The organism is Corynebacterium sp. H128, assembly GCF_037482625.1.
Classification (GTDB): domain Bacteria; phylum Actinomycetota; class Actinomycetes; order Mycobacteriales; family Mycobacteriaceae; genus Corynebacterium.
In genome coordinates this window covers 78,285-102,651 of record NZ_JBBHKW010000001.1, presented here as the reverse complement: position 1 = coordinate 102,651, position 24,367 = coordinate 78,285, and the positions used below count along the sequence as shown (strand labels likewise).

Annotated in this window: 25 protein-coding genes and 1 pseudogene; 11 read left to right on the top strand and 15 right to left on the bottom strand. The window is 58.3% G+C overall.

What is annotated here, in order from left to right:
- Nucleotides 1-12: 12 nt before the first annotated feature.
- Nucleotides 13-501 (top strand): hypothetical protein, encoded by a 489-nt coding sequence (locus WG915_RS00450; protein WP_339563396.1) that lies wholly within the window; start codon nt 13-15, stop codon nt 499-501.
- On the opposite strand, the gene miaA is transcribed toward WG915_RS00450, so the two are convergent.
- Nucleotides 498-1,427 (bottom strand): tRNA (adenosine(37)-N6)-dimethylallyltransferase MiaA, encoded by a 930-nt coding sequence (gene miaA / locus WG915_RS00445; protein WP_339563395.1) that lies wholly within the window; start codon nt 1,425-1,427, stop codon nt 498-500. The two genes, WG915_RS00450 and miaA, sit on opposite strands and share 4 nt — an antisense overlap.
- 2 nt (nt 1,428-1,429) lie before the next feature.
- A complete protein-coding gene (locus tag WG915_RS00440) occupies nt 1,430-2,011 on the bottom strand; it encodes a hypothetical protein (protein ID WP_339563394.1) in 582 nt (193 codons plus the stop codon).
- Between the two features lie 145 nt (nt 2,012-2,156).
- Between WG915_RS00440 and WG915_RS00435 the strand changes: the two genes are divergently transcribed.
- Together WG915_RS00435 and WG915_RS00430 are read left to right on the top strand one after the other, a co-directional pair.
- Nucleotides 2,157-3,512 carry a DUF349 domain-containing protein gene (locus tag WG915_RS00435; RefSeq protein WP_339563393.1) on the top strand — a complete coding sequence of 452 codons (1,356 nt, stop codon included), beginning with the start codon at nt 2,157-2,159 and terminating at the stop codon, nt 3,510-3,512.
- The gene (locus WG915_RS00430; RefSeq protein WP_339563392.1) at nt 3,513-4,613 is read left to right on the top strand and encodes a GNAT family N-acetyltransferase; all 1,101 of its coding nucleotides are present in this window, start codon (nt 3,513-3,515) and stop codon (nt 4,611-4,613) included.
- Here the strand turns inward: WG915_RS00430 and WG915_RS00425 are convergent.
- Nucleotides 4,610-5,260 (bottom strand): Rv2732c family membrane protein, encoded by a 651-nt coding sequence (locus WG915_RS00425; protein ID WP_339563391.1) that lies wholly within the window; start codon nt 5,258-5,260, stop codon nt 4,610-4,612. The two genes, WG915_RS00430 and WG915_RS00425, sit on opposite strands and share 4 nt — an antisense overlap.
- A 54-nt stretch (nt 5,261-5,314) precedes the next feature.
- On the bottom strand, nt 5,315-6,835 hold the full coding sequence (miaB, locus tag WG915_RS00420; RefSeq protein ID WP_339563390.1) for a tRNA (N6-isopentenyl adenosine(37)-C2)-methylthiotransferase MiaB: 1,521 nt from the start codon (nt 6,833-6,835) through the stop codon (nt 5,315-5,317).
- Between the two features lie 135 nt (nt 6,836-6,970).
- Here miaB and gluA point away from each other — a divergent pair, with 135 nt between their 5' ends.
- The 4 genes from gluA to WG915_RS00400 are packed head-to-tail and all read left to right on the top strand — an operon-like array spanning nt 6,971 to nt 10,223.
- Nucleotides 6,971-7,699 (top strand): glutamate ABC transporter ATP-binding protein GluA, encoded by a 729-nt coding sequence (gene gluA / locus WG915_RS00415; RefSeq protein ID WP_339563655.1) that lies wholly within the window; start codon nt 6,971-6,973, stop codon nt 7,697-7,699.
- Nucleotides 7,700-7,708: 9 nt separating this feature from the next.
- The gene (locus WG915_RS00410; RefSeq protein ID WP_339563389.1) at nt 7,709-8,584 is read left to right on the top strand and encodes a glutamate ABC transporter substrate-binding protein; all 876 of its coding nucleotides are present in this window, start codon (nt 7,709-7,711) and stop codon (nt 8,582-8,584) included.
- A 13-nt stretch (nt 8,585-8,597) separates the two neighbouring features.
- A complete protein-coding gene (locus WG915_RS00405; protein ID WP_339563388.1) occupies nt 8,598-9,281 on the top strand; it encodes an amino acid ABC transporter permease in 684 nt (227 codons plus the stop codon).
- Nucleotides 9,282-10,223 (top strand): amino acid ABC transporter permease, encoded by a 942-nt coding sequence (locus tag WG915_RS00400; protein ID WP_339563387.1) that lies wholly within the window; start codon nt 9,282-9,284, stop codon nt 10,221-10,223.
- 55 nt (nt 10,224-10,278) lie between these two features.
- On the opposite strand, the gene WG915_RS00395 is transcribed toward WG915_RS00400, so the two are convergent.
- From WG915_RS00395 to WG915_RS00385, 3 genes are all read right to left on the bottom strand, one after another.
- The gene (locus tag WG915_RS00395; protein WP_339563654.1) at nt 10,279-10,815 is read right to left on the bottom strand and encodes a regulatory protein RecX; all 537 of its coding nucleotides are present in this window, start codon (nt 10,813-10,815) and stop codon (nt 10,279-10,281) included.
- Between the two features lie 65 nt (nt 10,816-10,880).
- Nucleotides 10,881-12,008 (bottom strand): recombinase RecA, encoded by a 1,128-nt coding sequence (gene recA / locus WG915_RS00390; protein WP_339563386.1) that lies wholly within the window; start codon nt 12,006-12,008, stop codon nt 10,881-10,883.
- 215 nt (nt 12,009-12,223) lie between these two features.
- Nucleotides 12,224-12,430, bottom strand: a complete 207-nt coding sequence (locus WG915_RS00385; RefSeq protein ID WP_339563385.1) for a DUF3046 domain-containing protein — start codon at nt 12,428-12,430, stop codon at nt 12,224-12,226.
- Nucleotides 12,431-12,648: 218 nt separating this feature from the next.
- On the opposite strand from WG915_RS00385, the gene WG915_RS00380 reads away from it, so the two are divergent.
- The 3 genes from WG915_RS00380 to WG915_RS00370 are packed head-to-tail and all read left to right on the top strand — an operon-like array spanning nt 12,649 to nt 14,489.
- Nucleotides 12,649-13,188 (top strand): biotin transporter BioY, encoded by a 540-nt coding sequence (locus WG915_RS00380; RefSeq protein WP_339563384.1) that lies wholly within the window; start codon nt 12,649-12,651, stop codon nt 13,186-13,188.
- Nucleotides 13,189-13,878 (top strand): energy-coupling factor ABC transporter ATP-binding protein, encoded by a 690-nt coding sequence (locus WG915_RS00375; protein ID WP_339563383.1) that lies wholly within the window; start codon nt 13,189-13,191, stop codon nt 13,876-13,878. It begins immediately after the preceding gene.
- Complete coding sequence (locus WG915_RS00370) at nt 13,878-14,489, top strand: energy-coupling factor transporter transmembrane component T family protein (protein ID WP_339563382.1); 612 nt, start codon at nt 13,878-13,880, stop codon at nt 14,487-14,489. Before WG915_RS00375 ends, WG915_RS00370 begins: the two co-directional genes overlap by 1 nt.
- Before the next feature lie 51 nt (nt 14,490-14,540).
- Here the strand turns inward: WG915_RS00370 and WG915_RS00365 are convergent, their stop codons facing one another.
- From WG915_RS00365 to pgsA, 4 genes are all read right to left on the bottom strand, one after another.
- Nucleotides 14,541-15,359 carry a PspA/IM30 family protein gene (locus WG915_RS00365; protein WP_339563381.1) on the bottom strand — a complete coding sequence of 273 codons (819 nt, stop codon included), beginning with the start codon at nt 15,357-15,359 and terminating at the stop codon, nt 14,541-14,543.
- Between the two features lie 106 nt (nt 15,360-15,465).
- Nucleotides 15,466-15,765, bottom strand: a complete 300-nt coding sequence (locus tag WG915_RS00360) for a helix-turn-helix domain-containing protein (RefSeq protein WP_339563380.1) — start codon at nt 15,763-15,765, stop codon at nt 15,466-15,468.
- A gap of 28 nt (nt 15,766-15,793) precedes the next feature.
- A complete protein-coding gene (locus tag WG915_RS00355) occupies nt 15,794-16,318 on the bottom strand; it encodes a CinA family protein (RefSeq protein WP_339563379.1) in 525 nt (174 codons plus the stop codon).
- Nucleotides 16,311-16,874 (bottom strand): CDP-diacylglycerol--glycerol-3-phosphate 3-phosphatidyltransferase, encoded by a 564-nt coding sequence (pgsA, locus tag WG915_RS00350; RefSeq protein WP_339563378.1) that lies wholly within the window; start codon nt 16,872-16,874, stop codon nt 16,311-16,313. The genes WG915_RS00355 and pgsA overlap by 8 nt, the downstream gene beginning before the upstream one ends.
- A gap of 75 nt (nt 16,875-16,949) precedes the next feature.
- On the opposite strand from pgsA, the gene WG915_RS00345 reads away from it, so the two are divergent.
- The gene (locus WG915_RS00345; protein WP_339563377.1) at nt 16,950-17,240 is read left to right on the top strand and encodes a YciI family protein; all 291 of its coding nucleotides are present in this window, start codon (nt 16,950-16,952) and stop codon (nt 17,238-17,240) included.
- Nucleotides 17,241-17,323: 83 nt separating this feature from the next.
- On the opposite strand, the gene WG915_RS00340 is transcribed toward WG915_RS00345, so the two are convergent.
- The 4 genes and pseudogenes from WG915_RS00340 to WG915_RS00325 all read right to left on the bottom strand — a co-directional run.
- Nucleotides 17,324-18,373, bottom strand: coding sequence for a TerC family protein (locus WG915_RS00340; RefSeq protein ID WP_339563376.1), 1,050 nt, complete (start codon nt 18,371-18,373; stop codon nt 17,324-17,326).
- A 303-nt stretch (nt 18,374-18,676) separates the two neighbouring features.
- On the bottom strand, nt 18,677-21,592 hold the full coding sequence (locus WG915_RS00335) for an FtsK/SpoIIIE family DNA translocase (RefSeq protein WP_339563375.1): 2,916 nt from the start codon (nt 21,590-21,592) through the stop codon (nt 18,677-18,679).
- Between the two features lie 63 nt (nt 21,593-21,655).
- Nucleotides 21,656-22,255: a TIGR03085 family metal-binding protein gene (locus WG915_RS00330; RefSeq protein ID WP_339563374.1), complete on the bottom strand. Its 600-nt coding sequence runs from the start codon at nt 22,253-22,255 to the stop codon at nt 21,656-21,658.
- Nucleotides 22,256-22,313: 58 nt separating this feature from the next.
- Nucleotides 22,314-24,206, bottom strand: a pseudogene (locus tag WG915_RS00325) (ribonuclease J); the annotation flags it as partial.
- Nucleotides 24,207-24,367 lie beyond the last annotated feature (161 nt).

Sequence of the window (24,367 nt, the reverse complement as noted above, 5' to 3'; positions counted from 1 at the left end):
AGGTTGAGTGCTGTGCCAGTCTGGCTATTACTGCCGGTCTTAGCCGTCTGCCTCCTTCTGATTTGGCTGCTCAAGGTTCCGGGCCTCGTTCTATCCTTGGTTATCCTCGGCTTGTTTGCTAATGCTTATTCACGTCGAGCTGGGGCCGGGGAGCTCTCCGCAACACTGGCTGCAATTGAACTCAGTGCTCGCGACATTTCCGATGTCCTGGATGAATTTGATGAATTCTGCACCGGTGCCGACGCAGAGCAACTCGCAGATCGCACCCTACTGCGGCCCGCGCTGGCGGATAAAGACTGCACCGTACCCGCGATCGCAAGCTTTCACGAGGACTACGCCAACGCGCAGCGATACCTCCACCGCTTACCTGCCCGGCTGGCCGCACCGATGTCGCAGCACCAGGCGGCGCACCTGCTAGAAATCACTGACGAGCGCGCCGCAGTGCTACGACAAAGTTGGGTCGCAGCGCGCCGTGCGGCCCGCGAACTCGGCACGAATTAGTCGCGGTCTGAGTCAATCGCAGCGGGCGCGTTCTCCAGCACTTGCAGCGCCTGGCTGAGGGTATCCCCGGCAGCATCTAACCAGTGAGTCCTTTTGTCTCGGTTGAACCATGCCCGTTGGCGTCGTACATAGCGGCGGGTGCCGGTGATGGTCCGCTCAACGGCCTCTTCCCAAGACAATTCCCCCTCTTGCGCTGCCAGCACCTGCGCGTATCCAATCGCGCGACCTGCTGTGGAATCCGGGACCAGCCCCTGGGAACGCAATGCGTCCACCTCTGCAACCAAACCGCGCTCGAACATCATGGTGGTTCGCCGCTCGATGCGCGGATTGAGCCATTGGCTTTCAGTGCGCAGTCCTAGCAAGGTAAGCCCCCAGCGCGGTGGCTTGTTGATCGGTGGCTGGCTGGCAGCGAAAGGCTGCCCGGTAAGCTCGATAACCTCTAGCGCGCGGACGGTGCGGCGCGGATCATTGTCCTCGATGATTGCTGCTGCGGCGGGGTCCACTGCTGCTAGTTCTGCGTGAAGGGCCGCTAGCCCAATTTCCGCCAGTTGTTTTTCATACTTGTCACGCACACTCGGGTCGGTCGGCGGGAACTGCCAGTCATCTACGAGCGACTGCAAATAGAGCATCGACCCGCCCACGAGAATTGGTGTTTTACCCCGGGCGATGATGTCCTCCGCGCAGACCAGAGCGTCATGTTGGTAACGAGCCACAGAAGCGGTCTCGGTCACGTCCCACACATCAAGCATGTGATGCGGGATGCCCTCTCGCTCTGCGACCGTCAGCTTGGCAGTACCGATATCCATGCCGCGGTACAGCTGCATGGAATCGACATTGATGATCTCCCCATCGAAGCGATGCGCTAACGCAACCCCTAGGGCTGATTTTCCGGAGGCGGTAGGCCCCACCACTGCAATTGGCTTCATCGTCATTCCTTCCACCAGGCTACGTACCGGCCCACACCGTGAGCTTGGGAGCTTGCCACTACCTCGGCGTGTGCCGGTTTCAATTCACGCAAAGCGAGCCAGGTTGCTGGCTCTACTATTCCATCTGCCCGCAGCTCGGCAGAACTCGGCCACGCTACTGCGCCTCCACGCAGCACCTTTAGACACCATTCGTGACGCTGCTGCGCGCCTGGCAGCAGTGCCAGCGGCGCGGCTGCGCTCAATCCGGCCGGGCCATCGAGTGCGTACAGCACCAGTGTGTCAGTGGTGATAGCAACCGACTCGCCGACGATAACCGGCAGCTCGCACCCTTTGAGCACATACCGCTGCACAAGTTCCGCCAGATGATTACCCGCACCGACATTGCACTGCGGGGCACCCCAGGCTCGAAAGCTCCCGGTGTGGGCGGTGTAGGAGCGCGGGTCCCTGCTACCAACCAGGCTTATCGACGTCACCGGGTACGCAGCACTGGTGGCGTCGATAAGCTCGCGGATGCTGCGCAGTAGGCGGGCGCTATCTGCGTCCCCGATCCCCAACTCGGGCACAAGCGCTGGTGAAGAGGGCATAAATATGACGGGCACCTCATCACTCTAGCGCGCGGAGTCGTTTTGTTAGTGGAGTATGCGCGGGCCCGGTACTAACCGGCTAAACTGAAAACCTAAGTTTCTATTGGCAGCCGTGTCGCGCGGCAAGACACCGAAGGACGTTCCCATGACAACTCCAACTCCAAAGCCTGGCCCACGCCCTGGGCCTCGACCTGGACCACGCCCGGGTGCTCGCCCAGGAACACAGGCTGCGAAAGGTGGAACACCACCTGTGGTGCCAGTTGTTGCGACTTCGGTGACCACCAATGATCCAGCTAAGTGGGGTCGGATTGCGGACAACGGTGATGTTTTTGTCAAGACTTCTGCCGGCGAGCGGCTGATCGGTTCTTGGCAGGCCGGCACCCCTGCGGAGGGTCTTGCTCACTACGGCACGCGTTTTGATGACTTGGCAACCGAGGTTGAGCTTCTGGAAGCTCGCCTGATTGCTCATCCCGACGATGCCACGAACATCCGTCAGGCCGCCACTGACTTGAAGAAGACCTTGCCGGAGGCCGCTGTCATTGGAGACATCGCTGCCCTTGACGAGCGCCTAGACGCAATCGTCGCTTCTTCGGAGCAGGCCGGTGAAGCTGCCAAGGAAGCCAAGGCAAAAGCTCGCGAGCACGCCATTGCTCGCAAGGAGGCCCTCGCCACCGAAGCCGAAACCATTGGGGACAGCTCCACTGAGTGGAAGGTTGCTGGCGACCGACTCCGGGAGATCCTGGAGGAATGGAAGAGTATCCGCGGCATTGATCGCAAGACTGATGATGCCTTGTGGAAGCGCTACTCCCGCGCCCGCGACTCTTTCAACCGGCGACGTGGCTCCCATTTCGCCGAGTTGGATCGGGGTCGCGCCGCCGCTCGCAAGGCCAAGGAGGCCCTCGTTGCGCGGGCTGAAGAACTCAAGGACTCCACGGACTGGGCGGAAACCGCCCGTTCCTTCCGTGACCTGATGACGGAGTGGAAGGCTGTCGGCCGTGCACCGCGAGAGATCGACGACAAACTGTGGAATGCTTTCAAAGCCGCACAGGACTTCTTCTTCGATGCGCGTTCCGCAGTCAATGATGAACGCGATCGCGAGTTCCAGGACAACGCAGCAGCGAAAGACGCGCTGATCGCCGAGTACACCCCGCTCATAGCCCCTGACAAGGACCTTGAAGGTGCCCGTCGCAAGCTGCACGAGTTGCAGGAGAAGTGGGAAGGCATCGGTTTTGTTCCCAAGAATCGCATTCGCGAATTCGAAGAAAAGATCGGCACCTTGGAAAAGCTAGTGGCAGAGGCAGCAGATGCTCAGTGGCGTCGCACAGATCCAGCCGCACAGGCCCGCGCTGCCCAGTTCATCGAGCGTGTCAATGACTTCACCGCGCAGGCAGACGCAGCTGCAGCTGCCGGCAAGACCAAGAAAGCGGAAGAACTGCGTGCCCAAGCTGCCCAGTGGCAGGAGTGGGCCGACGCAGCCGTCAACGCGGTGGAAGACCTCTAAATGTTCTTAGCCCAACTAGCGGAGCCCAATCCCAGCGAAGAGCCGGCGGATGTGCTCCGCTCTTTGGCATTAATGGCCAACTTCGCAGCGCAAGAAATCACAGGCCACACCGATGCCTCACGCGGTGTCAACGAGCTCTTCGACGCGCTCGCCAACCCTTCGCCGCATGCCCGCACAGTAGTCCTTGCCATGCTGCCGGAATCCGCGCGCTCGCTGTGCCAAGCAGCAGCCGACAGCAACTCAATCCCGCTCCTGCCCTGCACCGGAACAACGCCGGACCCGGAGGCCCTTGGTTGGCTGATTATCAACCTCCCGCTCGCCGACAACACCCACACCATGGAATTGTCCATCGTCCTCGACGTGGAACTACAACCGCTCCCGGGAGACTTAGCAGGTGCGGAAGCAGCGGAGGTCGTGCGCGCCCTACTGGAGGCAGCTGCCTCGCTTGCCCCGCGCTATGGGCGCACGGTGCTCCAGCTGTGGCAACAACACAGCCTGACTACTAATGATGCGCTGGCACCGCTCTTCCAGGACTGCGGCTTCGAACAAGCACTCACCCAAGTAGAAAGTGTGCTCAGTCTCCCCCTCCCCGGGAAAACGACGGACACAAAAACCTTAGGCTTTGCCAACGAGGACTTTCCGGAAGAGCTACTGCCGAGTGTGGCTGCGCTGTATCAGCAGGCCTCTGCCGATCAACCCTTCGGAATGCTGCTCGTCGAAGAAGCCCCGTGGGATGAGTCACGACTGCAGGAAGCGACCTCGCACTTTCGCTCCTTGGGCACCAGAAACTACCATGCCCTAGCATTGTCCCCAGCGGGGCAAGTCTGTGCGTTGTCCGAGGTCTGGATCCACGAGGGATTCTCCGCAGAGGTTGCAGTGCAGGGCTTGACGTATGTGCTTCCCGAGTATCGCGGTCAGGGCCTCGGCGAAGCACTAAAGCGCCGCGCCCTAGCCGTCCTGCAGGAATCCTGCCCCAGCGTGCAGCGAGTGTATACCGCTGTGGCAACAGAAAACGCTGCCATGCTTGCGCTCAATCGCAAACTCGGCAGCGTTCCGGTGGGCTATGCCAGCGCGTGGCAGCGCAAGCTTGAGAGCTCTTAGTCAGTAGGCTGCTGATCCTGTCCGGCAGCCCCAGCGCGACGTTCCGCGCTGCGTGCCCGGCGGTCGTCGATAGGCGCGCCGGTGGCGTTCTTGTTCTCCGCCATCTTCGAAAGCTGCACCTTAGCCACGGGATCGAGCTCGACTTGCTTACGCCGCTGCGCTGCGATCTCTTCCTGTTCATCGCTGACCAGGGTGACTACGTTGTAGAGGCCATAGACCACCAACAACACGGCGAGAGCCGCCACAATCAACCCGGGTCCCGGACCGTATCCTTGATCGCGGGTCTGTCGCATCCAGATTGCGAAGATGGAATAGAACATCGAAATTCCGGAGAAGAACCACGCTACCTGCGCAATCCGGGTGGACTTCAGAAAGTATGCTGCCCAGGTCAGCGCCACTGGCCCCAGCGCACAGAGCAACACAAAGGCGCGTTCTGGCACTGCGATGCCATAGTCAACAGAGCGCTGTGAAAATAGTGCGATATCTAGGCCAGTGATGTTACCGGTGTAAGGCAGAAACCAGCTGACCACGATGATGAGTGATCCGGCGAACAAGGGCACTCGGTACCCAGACATGTCCAGCCGCCGGGCAGCTTGGCGCTCCTGCTCCGCCAATTCTTGCGCACTATTTTCCGCTGAATCACTCACTGCTTTGCTCTTCCTGACTTCTTGGAGATATTGCTTTAGGCTCGTCTATCCAACTTAGTGGCTGGAGCAGCATCCTTGGGTGGCCGGGGTTGGCTCGATACCCACGCCAATCTTCGGCAGCCCTAAGGTTACGCCGATGGGGGCAGTAGTCGGGACCCGGCCCGCCGCCGACATATCCCCTGCTTTAGTACGCCGGTGTGTGAGAACCCCATCATCGGCGATCAGGAAGTACGGGGCCGCGCCGGTCAGTTGTACGGTCACCACATCGCCCGGTCGAATCTCGCCCTCAACATTGCCCTGGGGCGCGAAGTGCACTAGGCGGCCATCTCGGGCCCGGCCAGTGAGGCGATGCGTCTGATCATTCTTACGGCCACCGTCCGCCTGTACCAGGAGTTCTACTTCCGTCCCCACCAGGTTTTCGTTTTCTTCCCGGCAGATCCGTTCTTGGAGTTCAAGGAGGCGTTCATAGCGTTCCTGCACCACTTCCTTCGGAACCTGACGTTCATACTCCGCCGCTGGGGTACCCGGACGCGGGCTGTACTGGAAGGTATAGGCACTGGTGAAACGCGCCTTTTCGACGACATCGAGGGTGGCCTGGAAGTCTTCCTCGGTTTCCCCTGGGAAGCCGACGATGATGTCTGTGGTGATCGCGGCATGCGGAATTTTCGCGCGCACCTCATCAAGGATTCTCAAGAATTTTGCGGAACGATAGGAGCGCTTCATTTCCTTGAGTACTTTGTCCGAACCGGACTGCAGCGGCATGTGCAGCTGCGGGCAGACGTTAGGTGTCTCTGCCATTGCGTCAATGACATCCGAGGTGAATTCCGCTGGGTGCGGGCTGGTGAAGCGCACGCGCTCCAGGCCCTCGATGTCCCCGCAGGCGCGTAGCAGCTTAGAAAAGGCAGAGCGATCTCGCTCCAGTTCGGGGTCAGCAAAATTGACACCGTAGGCGTTGACGTTTTGCCCGAGCAGCGTCACTTCGGACACCCCCTGGTCCACTAGCGCTTGCACCTCGGCGAGGATTTCCCCCGGCCTGCGATCTACTTCCTTACCGCGCAGGGAAGGCACGATGCAGAAGGTGCAGGTGTTGTTGCAGCCGACGGAGACGCTGACCCAGCCTGCGTAGGCGGACTCGCGCTTCGCAGGTAATACGGAGGGAAATTGCTCGAGAGAGTCGACGATTTCTACCTGCGCTTTGTCATTGTGAGCGGCTCGCTCCAACAGCACCGGCAGGGACCCGATGTTGTGCGTGCCAAAGACAACGTCCACCCACGGCGCTTTGCTCACCACGGTTTCTTTGTCCTTCTGCGCGAGACAACCGCCTACGGCGATCTGCATCCCCGGGTGGTTGTCCTTGACGCCTTTCAGCGTGCCGAGGGTGCCATAAAGCCGCTTATCAGCGTTCTCTCGTACCGCACAGGTATTAAACACCACTAGATCTGGTTCATTGCCGTCGGGGACCGGAGCATATCCTGCTTCCTCGAGCAGGCCGGACAGCCGTTCGGAATCGTGCACATTCATTTGGCACCCGAAGGTCCGGACCTCGTACGTTTTAGTATTTTGTTGCTCCAACACGGTAGCTCAGTCTAGTGTGGCGCGAGTGGGATCCTAAATCGGGTATGGCCAGCTCCCGAGCGGGGTTACTTTCCACTTTGAATGTGACGAACACTACTCTATAGTTGTGCCATGACTAGTGACCTACAACACCCAATGATCTCCATGAAGGGCGTCAATAAGTACTTCGACGACTTCCACGCTTTGAAAGACATCAACCTGGAAATACCCAAAGGCCAGGTTGTCGTCGTCCTCGGCCCCTCCGGTTCCGGCAAATCCACGCTGTGTCGCACTATCAACCGGCTCGAGACCATTGATGAAGGCACGATTCACATCGACGGCACGCTGCTGCCTGAAGAAGGCAAAGACCTCGCCAAGCTGCGTGCCGACGTCGGCATGTGTTTCCAGTCCTTCAACCTCTTTCCACACCTCACCATCAAGGAAAACGTCTCCCTTGCGCCTCGCAAGGTTCGCAAGATGAGCAAGGTGGAAGCGGACAAGCAGGCCCTCAAACTCCTAGAACGAGTTGGGATTGCGGCACAGGCTGAGAAATACCCGGCGCAGCTTTCTGGTGGCCAGCAACAGCGCGTTGCTATCGCCCGCGCCCTGGCCATGCACCCACACATCATGCTTTTCGACGAGCCAACCTCGGCCCTCGACCCGGAAATGGTCAACGAGGTTCTCGAAGTCATGACCGACCTGGCCAAGGAAGGCATGACCATGGTCTGTGTAACTCACGAAATGGGCTTCGCGCGCAAGGCCGCACATCGGATTCTCTTTATGGCCGATGGTGCCATCGTGGAAGACAGTGACCCAGAGTCCTTCTTCAACAACCCACAGTCTGATCGCGCCCAGGACTTCCTCGGCAAGATCCTCGGACACTAGGGGCCCGCTATGAAACTATTTCGATCTTGCGCGGCAGCCATAAGCGCCGCAGCATCGCTGTTCGCATTGGCTGCCTGTGGCAGCTCAGAGCCACGCAGCGTCTTAGACAGCATTCAGTCCGGCGAAGTGATCCTGGGTACCAAATATGATCAGCCGGGCCTCGGTCTGCGGCACCCCGACAAATCCATGTCCGGCCTCGACGTCGATGTGGCCACCTACGTGGTCAACTCGATCGCAGCGGAAAATGGTTGGCAGCAGCCACACATCACGTGGCGCGAGACGCCATCGGCACAGCGCGAGACGCTGATCAAGAACGGCGAGGTAGACATGATTACCGCGACGTACTCAATCAACGCTAACCGCGCTAAAGCCGTCGATTTTGGCGGACCTTACCTCACCACACATCAGGCCTTGCTTGTCCGTGAAGAGGATGATTCCCTCAACCAACTCACTGACCTTGCCAACGGCCGCAAGCTCTGCTCCGTGACCGGCTCTACCCCAGCGCAAAAGATCAAGGCCGAGTTGCCGGGTGTCCAGTTGCAGGAATATGACTCCTATTCTTCTTGTGTGGAAGCTCTCCACCAGAAGAAGGTAGATGCCCTGACCACGGATGCCACCATCCTCTACGGCTTCGCCGCGCAATACGACGGCGAGTTTAAGGTCGTCGAAATGAATAAGGCCGACGGTAAACCGTTTACCAACGAGCGTTACGGCATTGGTCACGCTAAGGGAGACAAAGCCTCCACCGAAGCCATCAACAAGGCCTTGGAGAAGATGTACAGCGACGGCTCCTTTGACCGTTTTCTGAAGGAAAACTTGGGCGATGACGCTCAGGTTGTCGAGCAGGGTGAGCCAGGCGACCTGTCGTTCCTGGACGCCAAGTAGTTAAGGGGAACACATGGACACCTTATGGACCGATCTGGAACCCAAACTCATCTTGGCGTTTTGGGTCACTATCAAACTGACCTTCTTTTCTGCCATCGGCTCAATGCTGCTTGGCACGATCTTGACCGCGATGCGCGTCTCGCCTGTCGCCTTCTTACGCTCTATCTCCACCGCCTACATCAATATCGTTCGCAACACCCCACTGACGCTGATCATCCTGTTCTGCTCCGTGGGCTTGTACCAGAACCTAGGCCTGACGTTGGCGCCGGAGAACGACAACTTCATTAAGAACAACAACTTCTGGCTCGCTGTATTGGGATTTGTGTTGTACACCTCGACATTTGTGGCTGAGTCCCTGCGTTCGGGCATCAACACAGTCCACTTCGGTCAAGCAGAGGCAGCTCGTTCCCTGGGATTGACCTTTCCGCAGATCTTCAGTTCCGTGATCTTTCCCCAGGCACTGCGCGCAGCTATCGTGCCCCTGGGCAACACACTGATCGCGCTGACGAAGAATACGACCATCGCCTCAGTCATCGGTGTTGCGGAAGCCTCGCTGCTGATGAAGTCCACGATTGAGAACCACGCAAACCAGCTGTTCTTGGTATTTGGAATCTTTGCGCTGGGATTCATCATTCTCACCCTCCCGATGGGTCTTGCCGTCGGCTCGCTCTCTAACCGATTGGCGGTGAAGAAGTAAATGTCTTCTGTACGCGCAACAGTCCTTTATGATGCCCCCGGCCCCAAAGGTCGTCGATTCAACATCATCATCACCATCGCTACTTTGCTGGCGGCCTTGGCCGTCGCAGCTTGGGTGATCAACATTTTGCACGTCAACGGCCAGTTGGCCGCTGATAAGTGGACCCCGTTCCTGAAGTCCACTACTTGGACGACGTATCTGCTGCCAGGCCTGTTTGGCACACTAAAGGCCGCCGTGGTTTCCATCATCCTCGCCTTGGCTATGGGCGTGGCACTCGGACTCGGTCGACTTTCGGAGAGCGCCATCGTGCGGGGCTTCTGCGGAATAGTCGTAGAGTTCTTCCGCGCCATCCCAGTGCTCTTGTTGATGATTTTTGCTTACCAGCTCTTTGCCAAGTACGCCGTCTTCCCATCCTCCCAGCTGGCGTTCGCGGCAGTTGTCTTCGGCTTGACCATGTACAACGGTTCCGTGATTGCAGAGATTCTGCGTTCCGGCATCAAGTCGCTGCCGAAGGGGCAGGTGGAGGCCGCCCGTGCCCTGGGCATGTCCCATCGACAAACCATGTGGTCCATCCTGTTGCCACAGTCGGTTGCAGCAATGCTGCCGGCAATTATCTCCCAGATGGTCATCGCGCTGAAGGACTCTGCCCTTGGGTACCAGCTCGGCTACATCGAAGTGGTCCGCAGTGGCATGCAGTCTGCGTCTTACTACCGCAACTTCCTTGCCGCGCTGGCAATCACGGCCATCGTGATGATCATCATCAACTATGCGCTCACCACGCTGGCAGAGCGCATCGAACGCCAGCTCCGCGCTGGTCGTGCCCGTAAGAACATTCTGGCCAAGGTTCCGGAGCACCCATCGCAGGGTCTGGAAACCAAGGACAACGTGAATGTGGACTGGCACGACCCAGCGCACAAGGACCTCCGGCCGATCACCGAATAGTCCTTTTAAGTGCCGATGCCCCACCGCACGAATTGCGGTGGGGCATCTTCAATTTTTAGCGTAGTTCTTGAATGCGCTCGTCGAGCACCTGCTTAGCGATGCTGAAGCTCATAGATTCGCCATAGCCACGCCTGGCAAGCTGTCCTACTACCCTGCGGAGCAGTTTGTCGTATTCTTTGCGGTCATTCGGCACTGTCCGGATGGCGCGAACTTTCTTCAGCGCTAGGTCGCGCGCCATGCGGGATTCGTCTTCGTGGTCGATGCTTTCCAGTGCCTGTTCGCGAAGTTCCGGCGCAATCCCTTTGGCGATGAGTTCTAGCTCGAGAGCGCGCCGGGATTTCCCGCGTGCATGATGCCGTTGACGCACCCATTCTGCAGCAAAGACTTCATCGTTGAGCAGGTCGCAGCGCACGAGGTCTGCCACAACGTCGGAGACCAAGGCTGGTTCAAACTCCGCGGCAAGCAGGCGCTGCCTAAGTTCATGGATCGACCTGGCCCGCTGATCTAGCAAGAGCAAGGCACGATTGCGCACCCGCGCCTTGTTCTTTTCGTATTCTGCGTCGAATAAGGGCTCTGCACCAAGGTCTGCCATGCTCTCGCGCAGAGCCGCGATCTTCTTCGCGTTGCTGTCATGCTGGTTCACTGTGCGAAAGGCGGCTATTTCTCCGCTGCAACATCGTCTTCGATGTCAAGGTCATCGAAGTCAACGTTCGGGATTACATCGATAGGCTCATCTGAGAGCTGATCTTGTTTATCAGCGTATTTGCCGAAGCCGATCTTCTGGTAGATCTTATCCTCCAGTTCGTCGGCAAGATCGGGATTTTCCTTGAGGTTGATGCGCACTTTTTCCTTGCCCTGCCCGAGTTGTTCCCCTTCGTAGGTGAACCAAGAACCGGACTTCTTAATCACGCCGTTTTCCACTGCGAGGTCAATGATGGAGGATTCCCGGGAAATGCCCTCGCCGTACATGATGTCAAACTCGGCAATCTTGAATGGTGGTGACACCTTGTTCTTCACCACTTTGAGGCGGGTCCGGTTACCGATTGCGTCCTGCCCGTCTTTGAGGGTTTGGATACGACGGACGTCGCAACGCACGGAGGCGTAAAACTTTAGCGCCTTACCGCCGGTGGTGGTCTCGGGAGACCCAAACATCACGCCGATCTTCTCACGCAGCTGGTTGATGAAGATGGCGGTGGTGCCGGAGTTATAAAGCGCACCAGTCATTTTGCGCAGCGCCTGCGACATCAAACGTGCCTGGAGACCGACGTGAGAATCACCCATCTCACCTTCAATTTCCGCCTTTGGAGTCAATGCGGCAACAGAGTCAATAACGATGATGTCGATGGCACCGGAGCGCACCAGCATGTCTGCAATCTCCAGCGCCTGCTCACCGGTGTCCGGCTGGGAGACGAGTAGCTGGTCCGTATCGACGCCCAACTTTCGGGCATAGTCAGGATCGAGCGCATGCTCAGCGTCAATGAAGGCGGCAATTCCGCCCGCGCGCTGTGCCTGCGCCACTGCGTGCAAAGCCACAGTGGTCTTACCGGAGGATTCTGGACCATAGATTTCCACCACACGGCCTCGGGGGAAGCCACCAATGCCCAGCGCAATATCGATCGAGGTATTTCCAGAAGAAATCACCTGGATAGGCGGGCGGGAGTCGTCGCCGAGCCGCATAACTGCGCCTTTGCCAAAGTCCTTCTCGATCATTGCCATCGCGGCATCGAGGGCCTTTTGCTTATCGCCGCCGGCGCTAGGGCTTACTTTAGACTTCTTGGTTGCCATGTTGAAAATCCTTCTAATGAGCTAGAAAATATTTATCCGTCTATATAAATTAGACTGCTTTACCCCGCCAAAAGGTTGCATTGGCTTTTCGGAAACCATCTTGTCAGCGGCTAAGCATTGAACAGGTCTGAGCATAACCATCCCGGCGGACACGTTCCCATAGTACACAAACGGGTGTTCGATTGCAGTTCAATATGTGGCGTGTCGTCACCCACTCAGTAATCCTCGCCCAGCCAGCGACTTTGTGGAACTTCGAAGTCTCGACAGAGGGCCCACCAAATCCTTCGCATATCAACGCCTTGTTCGAGAAGCTGTGCAGGAGTTGCGCCGTATTCGGCCAGCACATGAGATGACACATGCTGCCTGCCAAGGACAGGTCCAAACTCATCCGCCACGAGTTGGTGAAACTGGGCTAATCGCATGCGTCAAACGATAGCGCAGGCGGAAAAGATCTAGGCACTGTACGCGCAAAAATCGCTGAGCAATATCGATAGCTAACCCACCCTGTTGCTACAGTAACTAACTGTATCCGATCACTGAACGGCGTTTAACGCACTAAAGATCGCGACAGCCCTATTTCCATTGGCCCAACTCCCGAAGGAGGAGCCCCGTGAGCGGTGCTTCATCATCAAATTCCAGCATGCGCGACCTTGCCTACATCGCGGTATTCGCCGCCTTGATCATCGTCTTCGCATTCGTTTCCATCCCCGGTGCAGCGGGCGTACCGATCGTGCTTCAAAACGCGATCATCATCCTCACCGGCCTAGTGCTCGGCCCTAAACGCGGCGTTGCTACGGCGCTACTGTTCCTCCTTCTTGGCCTCATCGGATTGCCTGTCCTTGCCGGCGGCCGTTCCCTACTTCCCGCCCTTGCTGGTCCGACCGTAGGTTACATCGTCGGCTACGTCATTAGCCCCTTCGTTGCCGGTCTGATTGCCTACCGCCCAGCAGCCTCCAAAGCCGCCCGCACCGTGATACTCAGCATCGCAGGTTTTGTGGCATTGCTCGTCCAGTACGCCTGTGGTGTCGTTGGCCTGATGATCGTGGCGCACATGACGGTGAGTGCCGCACTCACTGCGCAGCTCCCCTTCATCCTCCCCGACGCAATCAAGGTGGCAGTAATGGTGGCGGTAGCTTCCGGTGTCCACGCAGCCTTCCCAGATCTCATCCGCCGCAAGTAGATGTCACACATCCACTTCGATCAGGTCAGCGTCAACTTTGATGAGCGTCACGTTCTCCAAAACATCAACCTAGAGCTTTCCGAACGCCGTATCGGCATCATCGGCGCCAACGGAGGTGGCAAGTCCACTCTCATCCGGTTAATCAACGGGCTGGGGGAACCGAGCAATGGCCGCGTGCTTGTCGACGACATGGAAGTTTCAACCAATGCCCGCGCGATTCGGCGCAAGGTTGGCTTCGTTTTCTCGGACGCAGAGAACCAAATCATCATGCCAACGGTCGCGGAGGACGTCGATTTCTCCCTCCGGCGACTAAAGCTATCCAAGCCGGAGCGCCAAGCCCGCGTCGATGACATCCTCGAGCGTTTCGGACTCTCCAGTCACCGAGATGCCTCGCCACACACGCTCTCAGGTGGCCAAAAGCAGCTCCTAGCCTTGGCAGCCGTGCTCGTGATGGAACCCGAAGTGATCATCGCCGACGAGCCGACTACCCTGTTGGATCTGCGCAATCGAAATAAGATTGGCGCGGTATTGGCAGAGCTGCCGCAGCAACTGATTGTGGTAACTCATGACCTGGAATTTCTCCGCGGCTTTGATCGGGTGCTGTGTCTGGACGGCGGCGCGGTGGTAGCTGACGGCACACCCGAACTGGCGATCAGCCACTATGTCGACCTAATGACTAAGGCCCACTAATGCCCACCGTGCCCCTCGGCGTATACGTGCCCGGCGACTCGCTCATTCACCGCGCCCGACCCGGCTGCAAGTTCGGTGCTCTCATGGCGTTCATCCTCTGTACGTCTATCTTCATCAAGAGTCTCTCCTGGGCGCTGGCCGCTTTGCTATTGCCTTTGCTTGGTTACGTCCTCGCAAAGATTCCAGTTCGAGTTGCTTGGCAACAGCTGTGGCCAGCGGCGCCGATCTTGCTGATGCTTTTTGGGTTTCAGTGGTGGCAGCTTGGATTCGCTGCGGCCGCAGTAATCGTCCTGGTCATTTACGCAGCAATTGCAGCAGCTACCCTGCTCACACTGACTATTAAAATCAGTGCGATGATGGATGCAATCGCTGCAGCGCTGGAGCCGTTGCGCCGCTTCGGAGTCCCAGTGGACAGCATTGTGCTTGCCGTGAGCCTCACCATCAGGCTGATCCCGCTCCAGCTCGCCACGGTTTTGGCGGTACTCGATGCCCGCAAAGCGCGGGGCGCAGACTTCTCATTGCGGGCCCTCGGCACTCCGGTGCTGATTCGCTCGATCAAGCGTGCCCGCGACATCGGCGATGCCCTTATTGCTCGTGGCGCCGGGGACTAACGCAAAAATCCCGGTTCCACAGAACCGGGATTACTTGCTGTGTGGTGCGGATTACTCGCCGCGAAGCTCACGCATCTTCTGAGCAACAGCGTCGTCAGCGGCGGAGTTGCCACCCGTAATGGACTGCTGTGGCTGACCGGAGGTCAGTTCACCGGACATTTGGGCGCGAATCTGCTCAAGGCGGGAGTGTCCAGCCATCTGGACGCCTGCCTGCTCAACTTCAGCCATGCGACCCTCGACGGAGTTCTGTGCCAGCTCAGCCTGGCCAAGGGCATTTGCGTAGCGACGCTCAATCTTCTCTCGCACCTGATCCAGATTCGGGGTGTTACCGGAGGCAGTCAACGAGTTCATGGACTTGATGGAATCCGAGACCTTCTCCTGCATCTTGGCCTGTTCCAACTGGGACAGCAGCTTGGTGCGCTCGGCAACCTTCTGCTGCAGCTGCATTGCATTGCGCTCCACAGCCTGCTTGGCTGCTGCAGCCTGCTGCAAGGCCTGATCGTGCAGCTGCTTGGTATCTTCCACAGACTGCTCCGCGGTAACCAGCTGCGCAGCAAAAGCTTCGGCGGCATTTTCGTACTCGGTTGCTTTAGCTGTGTCGCCGGCTTCTCGAGCCTTATCGGCGAGCTGGAGGGCCTGACGGGTGTTGCCCTGGAGCTTTTCAATGTCCGCCAAGCGACGGTTGAGCTGCATCTCCAGCTGACGCTGGTTGCCGATCACTGCGGCGGCTTGCTGAGACAGGTCTTGGTGCTGACGCTGCGCATCCTCAATCGCCTGCTGGATCTGAACCTTAGGGTCAGCGTTCTCCTCAATCTTGGAGTCGAACAGCGCCATCAAGTATTTCCATGCCTTGACGAATGGATTTGCCATGAGAGTAAACCTTCCAAAGTTGTGATCAGGCACTTAAGCCCAATTATTTTCAATGCCACAAGTGTACCCGCTGTCTGTCAGGACGGCGCGGGATAAGGTGCTGAAACTATATCGTGGCGAAATCCGGCTCCGCGGACCTAATAGCCATAGATCCGGCAGCCTCGATCAAGATGTCAGACACGCTCGCTCCCAGTGCATGGCAAACGGCCGCGAGCAACTCAGAGGACACTTCTTTGCGCCCGCGCTCCAACTCGGAAAGATACCCCGGGGACACGCTGGACATTTCGGCCAGCTCGCGGAGAGTGATACCCCGGTCGGCTCGGAAGGCGCGGAGAGCCGCGCCCAAGGCTTCGCGCAGCAACGGCTCGGCAACGGGCTTTTCTAGAACTGCAGTGTAGGTAACCATCGTTTAATACAACGCCCGCGGGTGTTGTTTAGTTCCCTCCCAATTGCTGAACTAGATACTCGATCGCAAATTCCGCCGCTCGCAGGCGGATTTCATTTCTGTCTCCGTCGAGTACGGGCTCTGGCTTACTGGCGCCGGGACGCAGCGCCCAACGGATATGCTCCGCCGGCAACACCTGGATGCTCTCCTCGAATTCCGGTCCGGCAACCCCCAGCCATACGACGCCTGCAGGGTGTCCTTCTTGGCTAGCGGGTCCCGCCACCCCAGTCAGGGCCAATGCCCAATCGGAGCCCAAGCGATCCCGGGTCCCAGCAGCCATCGCCGCGGCACACTCTGCGGAGACGGCGCCATGGTCGTCGATAAGCGATGCGGGCACCCCGGCTAGCGCCGTTTTTAAATCGTTGGAATAAGTGATGAGTCCACCCACGAGTACATCGCTAGCGCCTGGAACATCGGCAATGCTGCTGGCAAGCAAGCCAGCTGTGAGGGATTCGCAGGTAGCGACGGTAAGAGAACGCTCTTTGAGCGCACGAACCAGGGCTGCCTTAGACACGGTTTTCCTTTCGAGAATCGAGGATGTATTGAATACCGGTGACCACTGTGACGATCACAGCAGCACACATAACCAGCTGCGCGAGCAGCCATGCCCAACCTGGCAGTGGCATTAGGTAGAGCGCTACTGCCAAGCTCTGCAGCGTCGTCTTAATCTTGCCGCCCTTCGACGCTGGCACCACCTTGCCCTGTCGAAGCTGGAACATCCGCCAGAGGGTGATGCCAAGCTCGCGGATCACTATCACCACAGTCACCCACACGGGCAAGACACCAACGATGTTGAGCGAAACAAAGGCGGAGATCATCAGCGCCTTGTCAGCTATGGGGTCCGCGATTTTCCCGAAGTCCGTGATGAGGTTGTGCTTACGGGCAATGTCGCCGTCTAGCTTGTCCGTGATCATCAGCGCGACGAAGCACAGAAACGACCACCACATCCAAGTGGTATCGCTATGGTCGGCCTTGAGCACCAGCCAAACGAAGAGCGGAACTGCGATAATGCGCAGGCTCGTGAGGACATTTGGCAGATTCCAGTTGGAAGTCTTCTGATCACCGTTCACAAGGCACCACCCTACCCGCTCAGCGTTACAGAACTACTGTTGAGCATGGCGGGTTTAAGCCTAAACTTGGGAGCCATGACTTACTTCGCAGTTAACTACCAGTACCCCGCAGATTCCGAAGCCATAGCAAGCACCCGCCCGGTGCACCGCGAATTCCTCGGCACCCTCTTGCAGGAAGGCAAGCTCGTAGGCTCTGGCCCATTCCTGGATTCGGACGGCGGCGCTTTGATCATCATCAAGCTCGCCGAAGGCGCAACCGTCAGTGATGCCACAGAGCTAATGGACAAGGACCCCTTCACCACCGCAGGGCTGCTGGATTCCCGGAGCATTCGCCCCTGGAACCCAGTGCTAAACATCTTTAGCTAGTCACCGACTTCTTACAGCAAAGTCGCCCGCATCCGAAAGCAAACTCAGTTGCTAAAGGGGCGGGCGGGCTTTGGGGTTGGGGCCTAGACAGTGTCGTCCTGAATGTCCTTCGCGGTATTCCACTTCGGCGGGATCGCACCTTGCGCTTCATCGCGCTTCGTCTTGATCACGGAGGCGATGGTGGTCAGCGCCAACACACCGACGATCACGAAGAGCGAGACGAGCGTCGGGATCTCCACAACATGCAGGTTTTCACCACCGTTAATAAACGGCAAGTTGTTCTCGTGCAAAGCATGCAAGATCAGCTTGACACCGATGAAGCCCAGAATGATGGCCAAGCCGTATGGCAGGTAGACCAGGCGGTCAATGAGGCCATCGAGCAGGAAGTACATCTGACGCAATCCGAGCAATGCAAAGGCGTTGGCCGTGAAAACGATATACGGCTCTTGGGTAATGCCGTAAATTGCGGGGATTGAATCTAGCGCGAACATCACATCAATCATGCCGATGGCCACGAGGCAGACAAAGAGCGGTGTCAGCGCGCGCTTACCCATGTGGCGGATCCACAGCTTGTCACCTTCATAGGTCGGGGTGACGTGAATGACCTTTCGCAGCGTCTTGATGATCCACATATCCGAAGGATCGGTCTCCGGCTGATCAGAGACTTCGTCGATGATCAGCTTGATTGCCGTGTACAAGATGAAAAGTCCGAATAGGTAGAAAACATCGGACCACGCGTTGATCACGGCAGCGCCCAGCAGGATAAAGACCAGGCGGAACACCAACGCCAGCACAATGCCGATCAGCAACACCTTTTGCTGATACTTGCGCGGAACCTTGAACGAGCCCATGATCAACGCGAACATGAACAGATTGTCCACGCTGAGCGCTAGCTCGGTGACATAGCCGGTGAAGAACTCCATGCCGTGCTGGTGGGGGTTCCCCGGCTCACCCCAGGTAAACCAAAGGAATACACCAAAGCCGCAGGACAGCGCCATGTAGAACAGCATCCAATAGGCGGATTCCTTCATCGACGGCTCGTGCGGCTGCCGCACGTGGGTGAGAAAGTCGAAAACGAACAGGCCTAGCACCACAATTCCTGTGATGCCCCATGTCATCGCGTTTACTTCCACTATAAAGACCTCCGGTCTGATCGGTTGACGAAACTGACCGGAGGTCTCCCCCGCCCACACTGCTGAATGCTGCTGGGTGGCATGACCGGGAGCCCTTTTCTGGGGCAGCCGTGCTGACGATCAATGCCGGGAATTGGGGTACTCCCCTCCAAGACGAAACACCACTTTAGCCGATGGCAGCTGATGTGTCACAAACCACGCTGGGTTGTCCGCAACTTAGTGAGCACGAAAGGTCCCCTATGGACGCCGATAACCCCGGTAGCTTCTTGGGAAAGCTATCGGGGTTATCGGGTAGGGAGAACACTAGAACATGCCAGTTCCCGGATTTGCTTGGACAACGCGGGTGGCGGAAGTGTCGGCTGGGCTATCGACGTCGTTAAGCTCGGGATCGATATCCACATCGTCCTCCCAACCATCTTCCTTTGGCGCTTCGGCAGGGTCTGCCCCCTTCAGCATCCACAGGATGGTGTCCAGCTCGTCCGGCTTTACCAGCACCTCCCGGGCCTTGGACCCCTCGGAAGGGCCCACCACGCCGCGGGTTTCCATCAGGTCCATGAGGCGTCCGGCCTTAGCGAAACCGATTCGAAGCTTGCGCTGCAGCATAGAAGTAGAGCCGTGCTGGGAGGTCACCACGATCTCGACGGCAGCCAGCAAGTCCTCCAAATCACCTCCGATGTCGTCGTCGATCTCCCGCGCAGACTCCGAGGCCTTTTCTTCAGTAACACCCTCGGCGTAGTTTGGCTCTGCCTGATCCTTGGCAGCATCCACCACTGCCTGGACTTCTTCGTCCGTCACATAGGCGCCCTGCATACGGATTGGCTTACCAGCTCCCTGCGGGATGAACAGCCCGTCGCCCATACCGATGAGCTTCTCGGCGCCGCCCTGGTCCAGGATGACGCGTGAGTCGGTAAGGGAGGAGGTAGCAAAGGCCAGCCGTGATGGGACGTTGGTCTTGATAAGACCGGTGACTACATCGACGGAAGGACGCTGCGTAGCGAGCACCAAGTGGATACCGGCCGCGCGAGCCTTCTGAGTAATGCGGACGATAGACTCCTCGATTTCCTTCGGAGCAGTCATCATGAGGTCCGCGAGCTCGTCGACGACACACACGATGTAAGGGTACGGGCGGTATTCTCGCTCAGATCCTGGTGGCGCCGTAATCTCGCCAGACTCGACCTTCCGGTTGTAGTCCTTAATGTGTCGCACACGCGTGGACTTCATATCCATGTAGCGCTGCTCCATCTCCTCCACCAGCCAGTTCAGTGCTGCTGCAGCCTTCTTCGGCTGGGTGATGATCGGAGTGATCAGATGCGGGATCCCCTCATAAGGTGTTAGTTCCACCATCTTCGGGTCAACCAGAATGAGCCGTACTTCTTCCGGAGTCGCACGCGTCAGCAGTGAAACCAACAAAGAGTTCACGAACGCGGATTTACCAGAACCAGTTGAGCCTGCGACGAGCAGGTGTGGCATCTTCTGGATGGAGTGGGAGATGAAGTCGCCTTCAATGTCCTTGCCCAGTCCGATGAGCATCGGATCATGGTTCCCCACCGTCGCTGGTGCGTTAAGGACGTCAGCAAGCCGCACCATCTCACGGTCCGCGTTGGGCACTTCAATTCCGACCGCAGACTTGCCAGGAATCGGAGCCAATAGGCGAACGTTGTCAGTCGCGGCAGCATAGGCGAGATTCGACTGCAGGTTGGTAATCTTAGAGACCTTAACGCCTGGGCCGAGTTCAACCTCGTACCTCGTTACTGTCGGACCACGGGAGAATCCGGTTACCACGGCGTCCACATTGAATTCGCGGAAGACGTCGGTGATTGCCTCGATCATGCGGTCGTTGGCAGCCGAGCGGGTTTTTGGTGGCTCACCCGGAATCAATAGGTCAGCGCTCGGGAGTACATAATTGCTATCCACCTGACGCGGCGCTGGTGGCGGGGTGTCTTTGGATAGTTCACTCTTCGGAGTCGTGGCTTTGACCTTGGCCGGATCAATTCCGGAACGGGCGATAATCGCGTCACGGATTGCTTCCCGGCTCGCGGCCACCGCATCTGGCGCTTCCTCGACAGCCTCGGAACGTGGCAGGACGGTGGTCGGCTCGGTGGTTACTGCGGGGAATTCGTCCGTGTCAGGCTGCGGCGCAGGAACCTTCCGTGCGGTTGCTGCGTTGCGACGCGGCGCTGGAGGCGCTTCCTCTTCTTCATAGAGATCGACGGGCGCAGCCACAGGCTTCTGCTTACCCATACGACTAAATAGTGAAGGCTGAGGATCCTCGTCAGCGTCTTCCTCTACTGGGTAATTGTCGATCGGACGCGGGCTGCGGCCGGAGCGCACCCGCGGGGCGCGGGCAAGCTGTTCGATCTCGTCATCAGCGCTACCGTATCGGTCATCTTCATCCTCAGCATCCGATGCCGCGCTGGCGTCATGGAACCCGAGTGCCTCAACCAAGTAGTCTACGAACTCACGCACTGCCACCCCAGTAGCGCGCAGGGCACCGTAGGTGATGACCAAGACGAGGATCGGGATAGCTAGGTAAGCACTAAATCCTGCCGCCAAGGGTCCGCCAACGATGTATCCCAGCGCGCCTCCGGCCGCTTTCCGTGCACCCCAGTCAGCCGGGTTACCAGCAAAGATGTGCACTAGCCCCAACATACTGAGGACAATGAGGACTGTGCCTAACACCACTCCAGTGTTATTGCCTGCTCGCGGCGAATGCCCCAGCATCAGTGCCACTGCGAGGGCAACTAGAGCAACGGGAAGCACGAGGGCACCGGCGCCAACGGCGAGATGTGCAATTTCCGCAATCCATGCGCCGATTGGACCCGCGACGTTGAACCATACTGTGGCACCGAGGACCACTGCCAGACCGATGAGGGAGAGGCCAATGCCGTCGGCATGCTCGCCCACATTGAAGCTGCGGCCACCTGGCTGCTCTTCGCCTTCATGCTTATTATCTGCCACGTCTGCGTCCTCCCCATGGTTCCGCTTTGTCAACATACGGGCAGTGCCACCCATCCCCCGAGCGGTTGCCCCAAAGATCGTTCCCAGCCCCGAGCCTACAGCTCGGAAAGCGCTGCCAGTGCGTTCATGCGACGTTTCGGCAGCACGTGACGCGGTTGTGGTGCGTAGTGCGACTGCGGAGGCGCCGCGACGCGAACTGGCAGCCGGGCCAGTTTTACGCCGTGAACCTTTCGACGACTTGGGGCTTGTTGAGACAGACATAGCCCAAACTCTAGTCGCTCACAGCACTCTAGTCACACGCGCCACACCGCTATCTGGCAGGTTTTATAGCGAGGAACGCACCACTTTGGTTGCATCTCCCACAAAATCAAGCCCTTCGGCTGGACGTTGGTAGGTATAGAGCAGTAGTTCGCCCACCGCTCCTCGGATCAGCACTTTGTCTTCGGCTGAGACGGAGCCGGTGGAAATAGGAACGAATCCAGTCGGACACAGCTCAACGCGACACGAAGAAGCACGATACATCAGCTTTAGTGTGCGCAGGGCGGCATAGAGTTCGCGTTGATCGGCCGTCGACAAGCGGCGCGACATAAGCCCGTTTGCCCGCCGCAGATCTTCATGATGGATGAAGTGCTCGGCAACATTTGCTCGACCGTCGAGCAGCCGCCACACGCCGACCGGTCCCCTCCCCCACTGCTTAACGACGTCCATAAAGGGGCGCTCCAGTTGCCGCTGCATCGCACGTTCGGTTAGTCCCGCCAGTGCTGGAATGAACATTCCGGCCGCTGCGAGCGGGGAACGCTCTCTAATTAACAGGTGCGCGGCAAGGTGATGAGCGGTCCACCCCTCGCATAGCGTAGGTGCTTGTGGACCGAGCTGAACAAAAGTATCGACGAGTTCCTGGCGTTCCCGTGCTGCAAATGACATGCGCCCCAGTCTAAGGAAAACTCCTAGGACTGGGGCGCCTGCAGACAAGCTTGAAGAATTACAAGCTTGGTCGAGCGTGCTCGAGGTCAGTATCGTCAACCACGTCAGTTTCAGCGGTCATCGGCACAACGGTCGGCATGATGAGTGGCTTACGACGCCACTTCTGCTCCACAAAGCGGGATACCTTCCGACGGACCTGCTGGGCGATGCGGTACGGATCGTTCTCGCCTTCGCCGGCCTGCTCCATCATGATGTTTTCTACCAGCTCTGCGATTTCCGGCATCATTGCCACCGCATCCTCGGAGAAGCCGAAGGCGCGAGCGGTAGGGCGCTCCAGCAGTCGGCCAGTGCGGTTGTCAATGACAGCAGTGATGTCGATGACGCCACCTTCGCCCATGGACGTACGATCCTCCAGGACCTTCGCATCGATGTCACCCATGGTGACGCCGTCGACGTACAGGTTACCGACTGGGATCTGGCCGACAACGGATGCGCGACCATTAACCAGGTCGACTACCACACCGTTTTGGGCGAGGACGACGCGATCGCGTGCCACGCCCGTGGAAATAGCAAGTTCCTTGTTAGCACGCAGGTGACGCCACTCGCCGTGCACCGGCATCGCATTCTTCGGACGCACAGCGTTGTACAGGAAGAGCAACTCTCCAGAATAACCGTGGCCCGAGGTGTGCACCTTGGCATCACGACCGGTGATCACAGTAGCGCCGATCTGCGCCAACATATTGATGACGCCGAATACGGCTTCCTCGTTACCAGGAACCAGGGAGGAAGACAGAATGATCAAGTCGCCATCGCGAACCGTAATCTGGCGGTGCTCGCGACGCGCCATGCGGGACAGCGCTGCCATTGGCTCGCCCTGGGTACCGGTGGTAACCAGCAGCACCTTGTGCGGTGCCATTTTTGCTGCTTCATCCATCTGGATGATGGTGCCGCGAGGGGCCTTGAGCAAGCCCATCTTCTCCGCGATTTCCATATTGCGGATCATCGAGCGGCCATTAAAGGCCACCTTACGACCCGAAGCAACAGCGGCATCGATTGCGGACTGCACGCGGTACACGTTAGACGCGAAGCAGGCGATAATCACGCGCTGCTTGGCTGTAACCACCAGGCGCTTGAGGGTTGGACCGATTTCCGACTCAGAACCAGAGACACCCGGAGTGGTGGCGTTGGTGGAGTCACAAAGGAATAGGTCAACGCCTTCATCGCCGAGGCGAGACATCGCTGGAAGATCGGTCGGACGGCCGTCGGTTGGGGTTTGGTCCAGCTTGATATCGCCGGTGTGAACCACCATGCCGGCGCCGGTCTTGATCGCGATGCCGAGGCACTCTGGAATGGAGTGATTCACAGCGAAGAAGCGCAGGTTGAATGGCCCGCGGTTCACGTTGGACTCTTCATTAACCTCGATAAGCTTCGGACGCTGGCGGTGTTCCTTCGTCTTGGCAGCGATCAAGGCCAAGGTAAAGCGAGAAGCAAGGATTGGCAGGTCGTGGCGCTGCTTAAGCAGCCACGGGATCGCACCAATGTGGTCCTCGTGGCCGTGTGTGACCACAAGTGCTTCCACCTTGTCCCACTTGCCCTCCATGTAGGAGAAGTCCGGGAGAATCAGGTCCACGCCTGGCTCGCCAGAAGATGGGAACAACACGCCACAGTCGACGATGAGCAGCTTGCCTTTGTACTCAAAGACGGTCATGTTACGACCGATTTCGGAAATACCGCCGAGCGCAACAATGCGCAGGCCGTCCTTCGGTGCCTGTGGTGGCTCTGGCAAACGTTCGGTGAGGTCTGCGCCTTGCATGGACTTCACAACATTGCGACGTCCGCCGCGGTTGTTGTTCCCGCCGTTGCTATTGTTGCCATTTGAGCCGTTGTTGTTAGCGCCGTTGCCACGGCCACGACCACGGCTGCTGCGACGATTGTTCGAACGGGAGCGATTACGACCGCCCTCTCCGTTCGAGCCGTTATTCTCATCAGTCTGCTCTGGCTGGTTGGCCGGCGCGGAATCGCTAGCAACCGGGACCTCTGGCGCCTGGAACTTGACGGCCTCTACGGCCTCTGGTGGGCCAGCTTTGCGGGTCACCTTGCGAGAGCGATTTC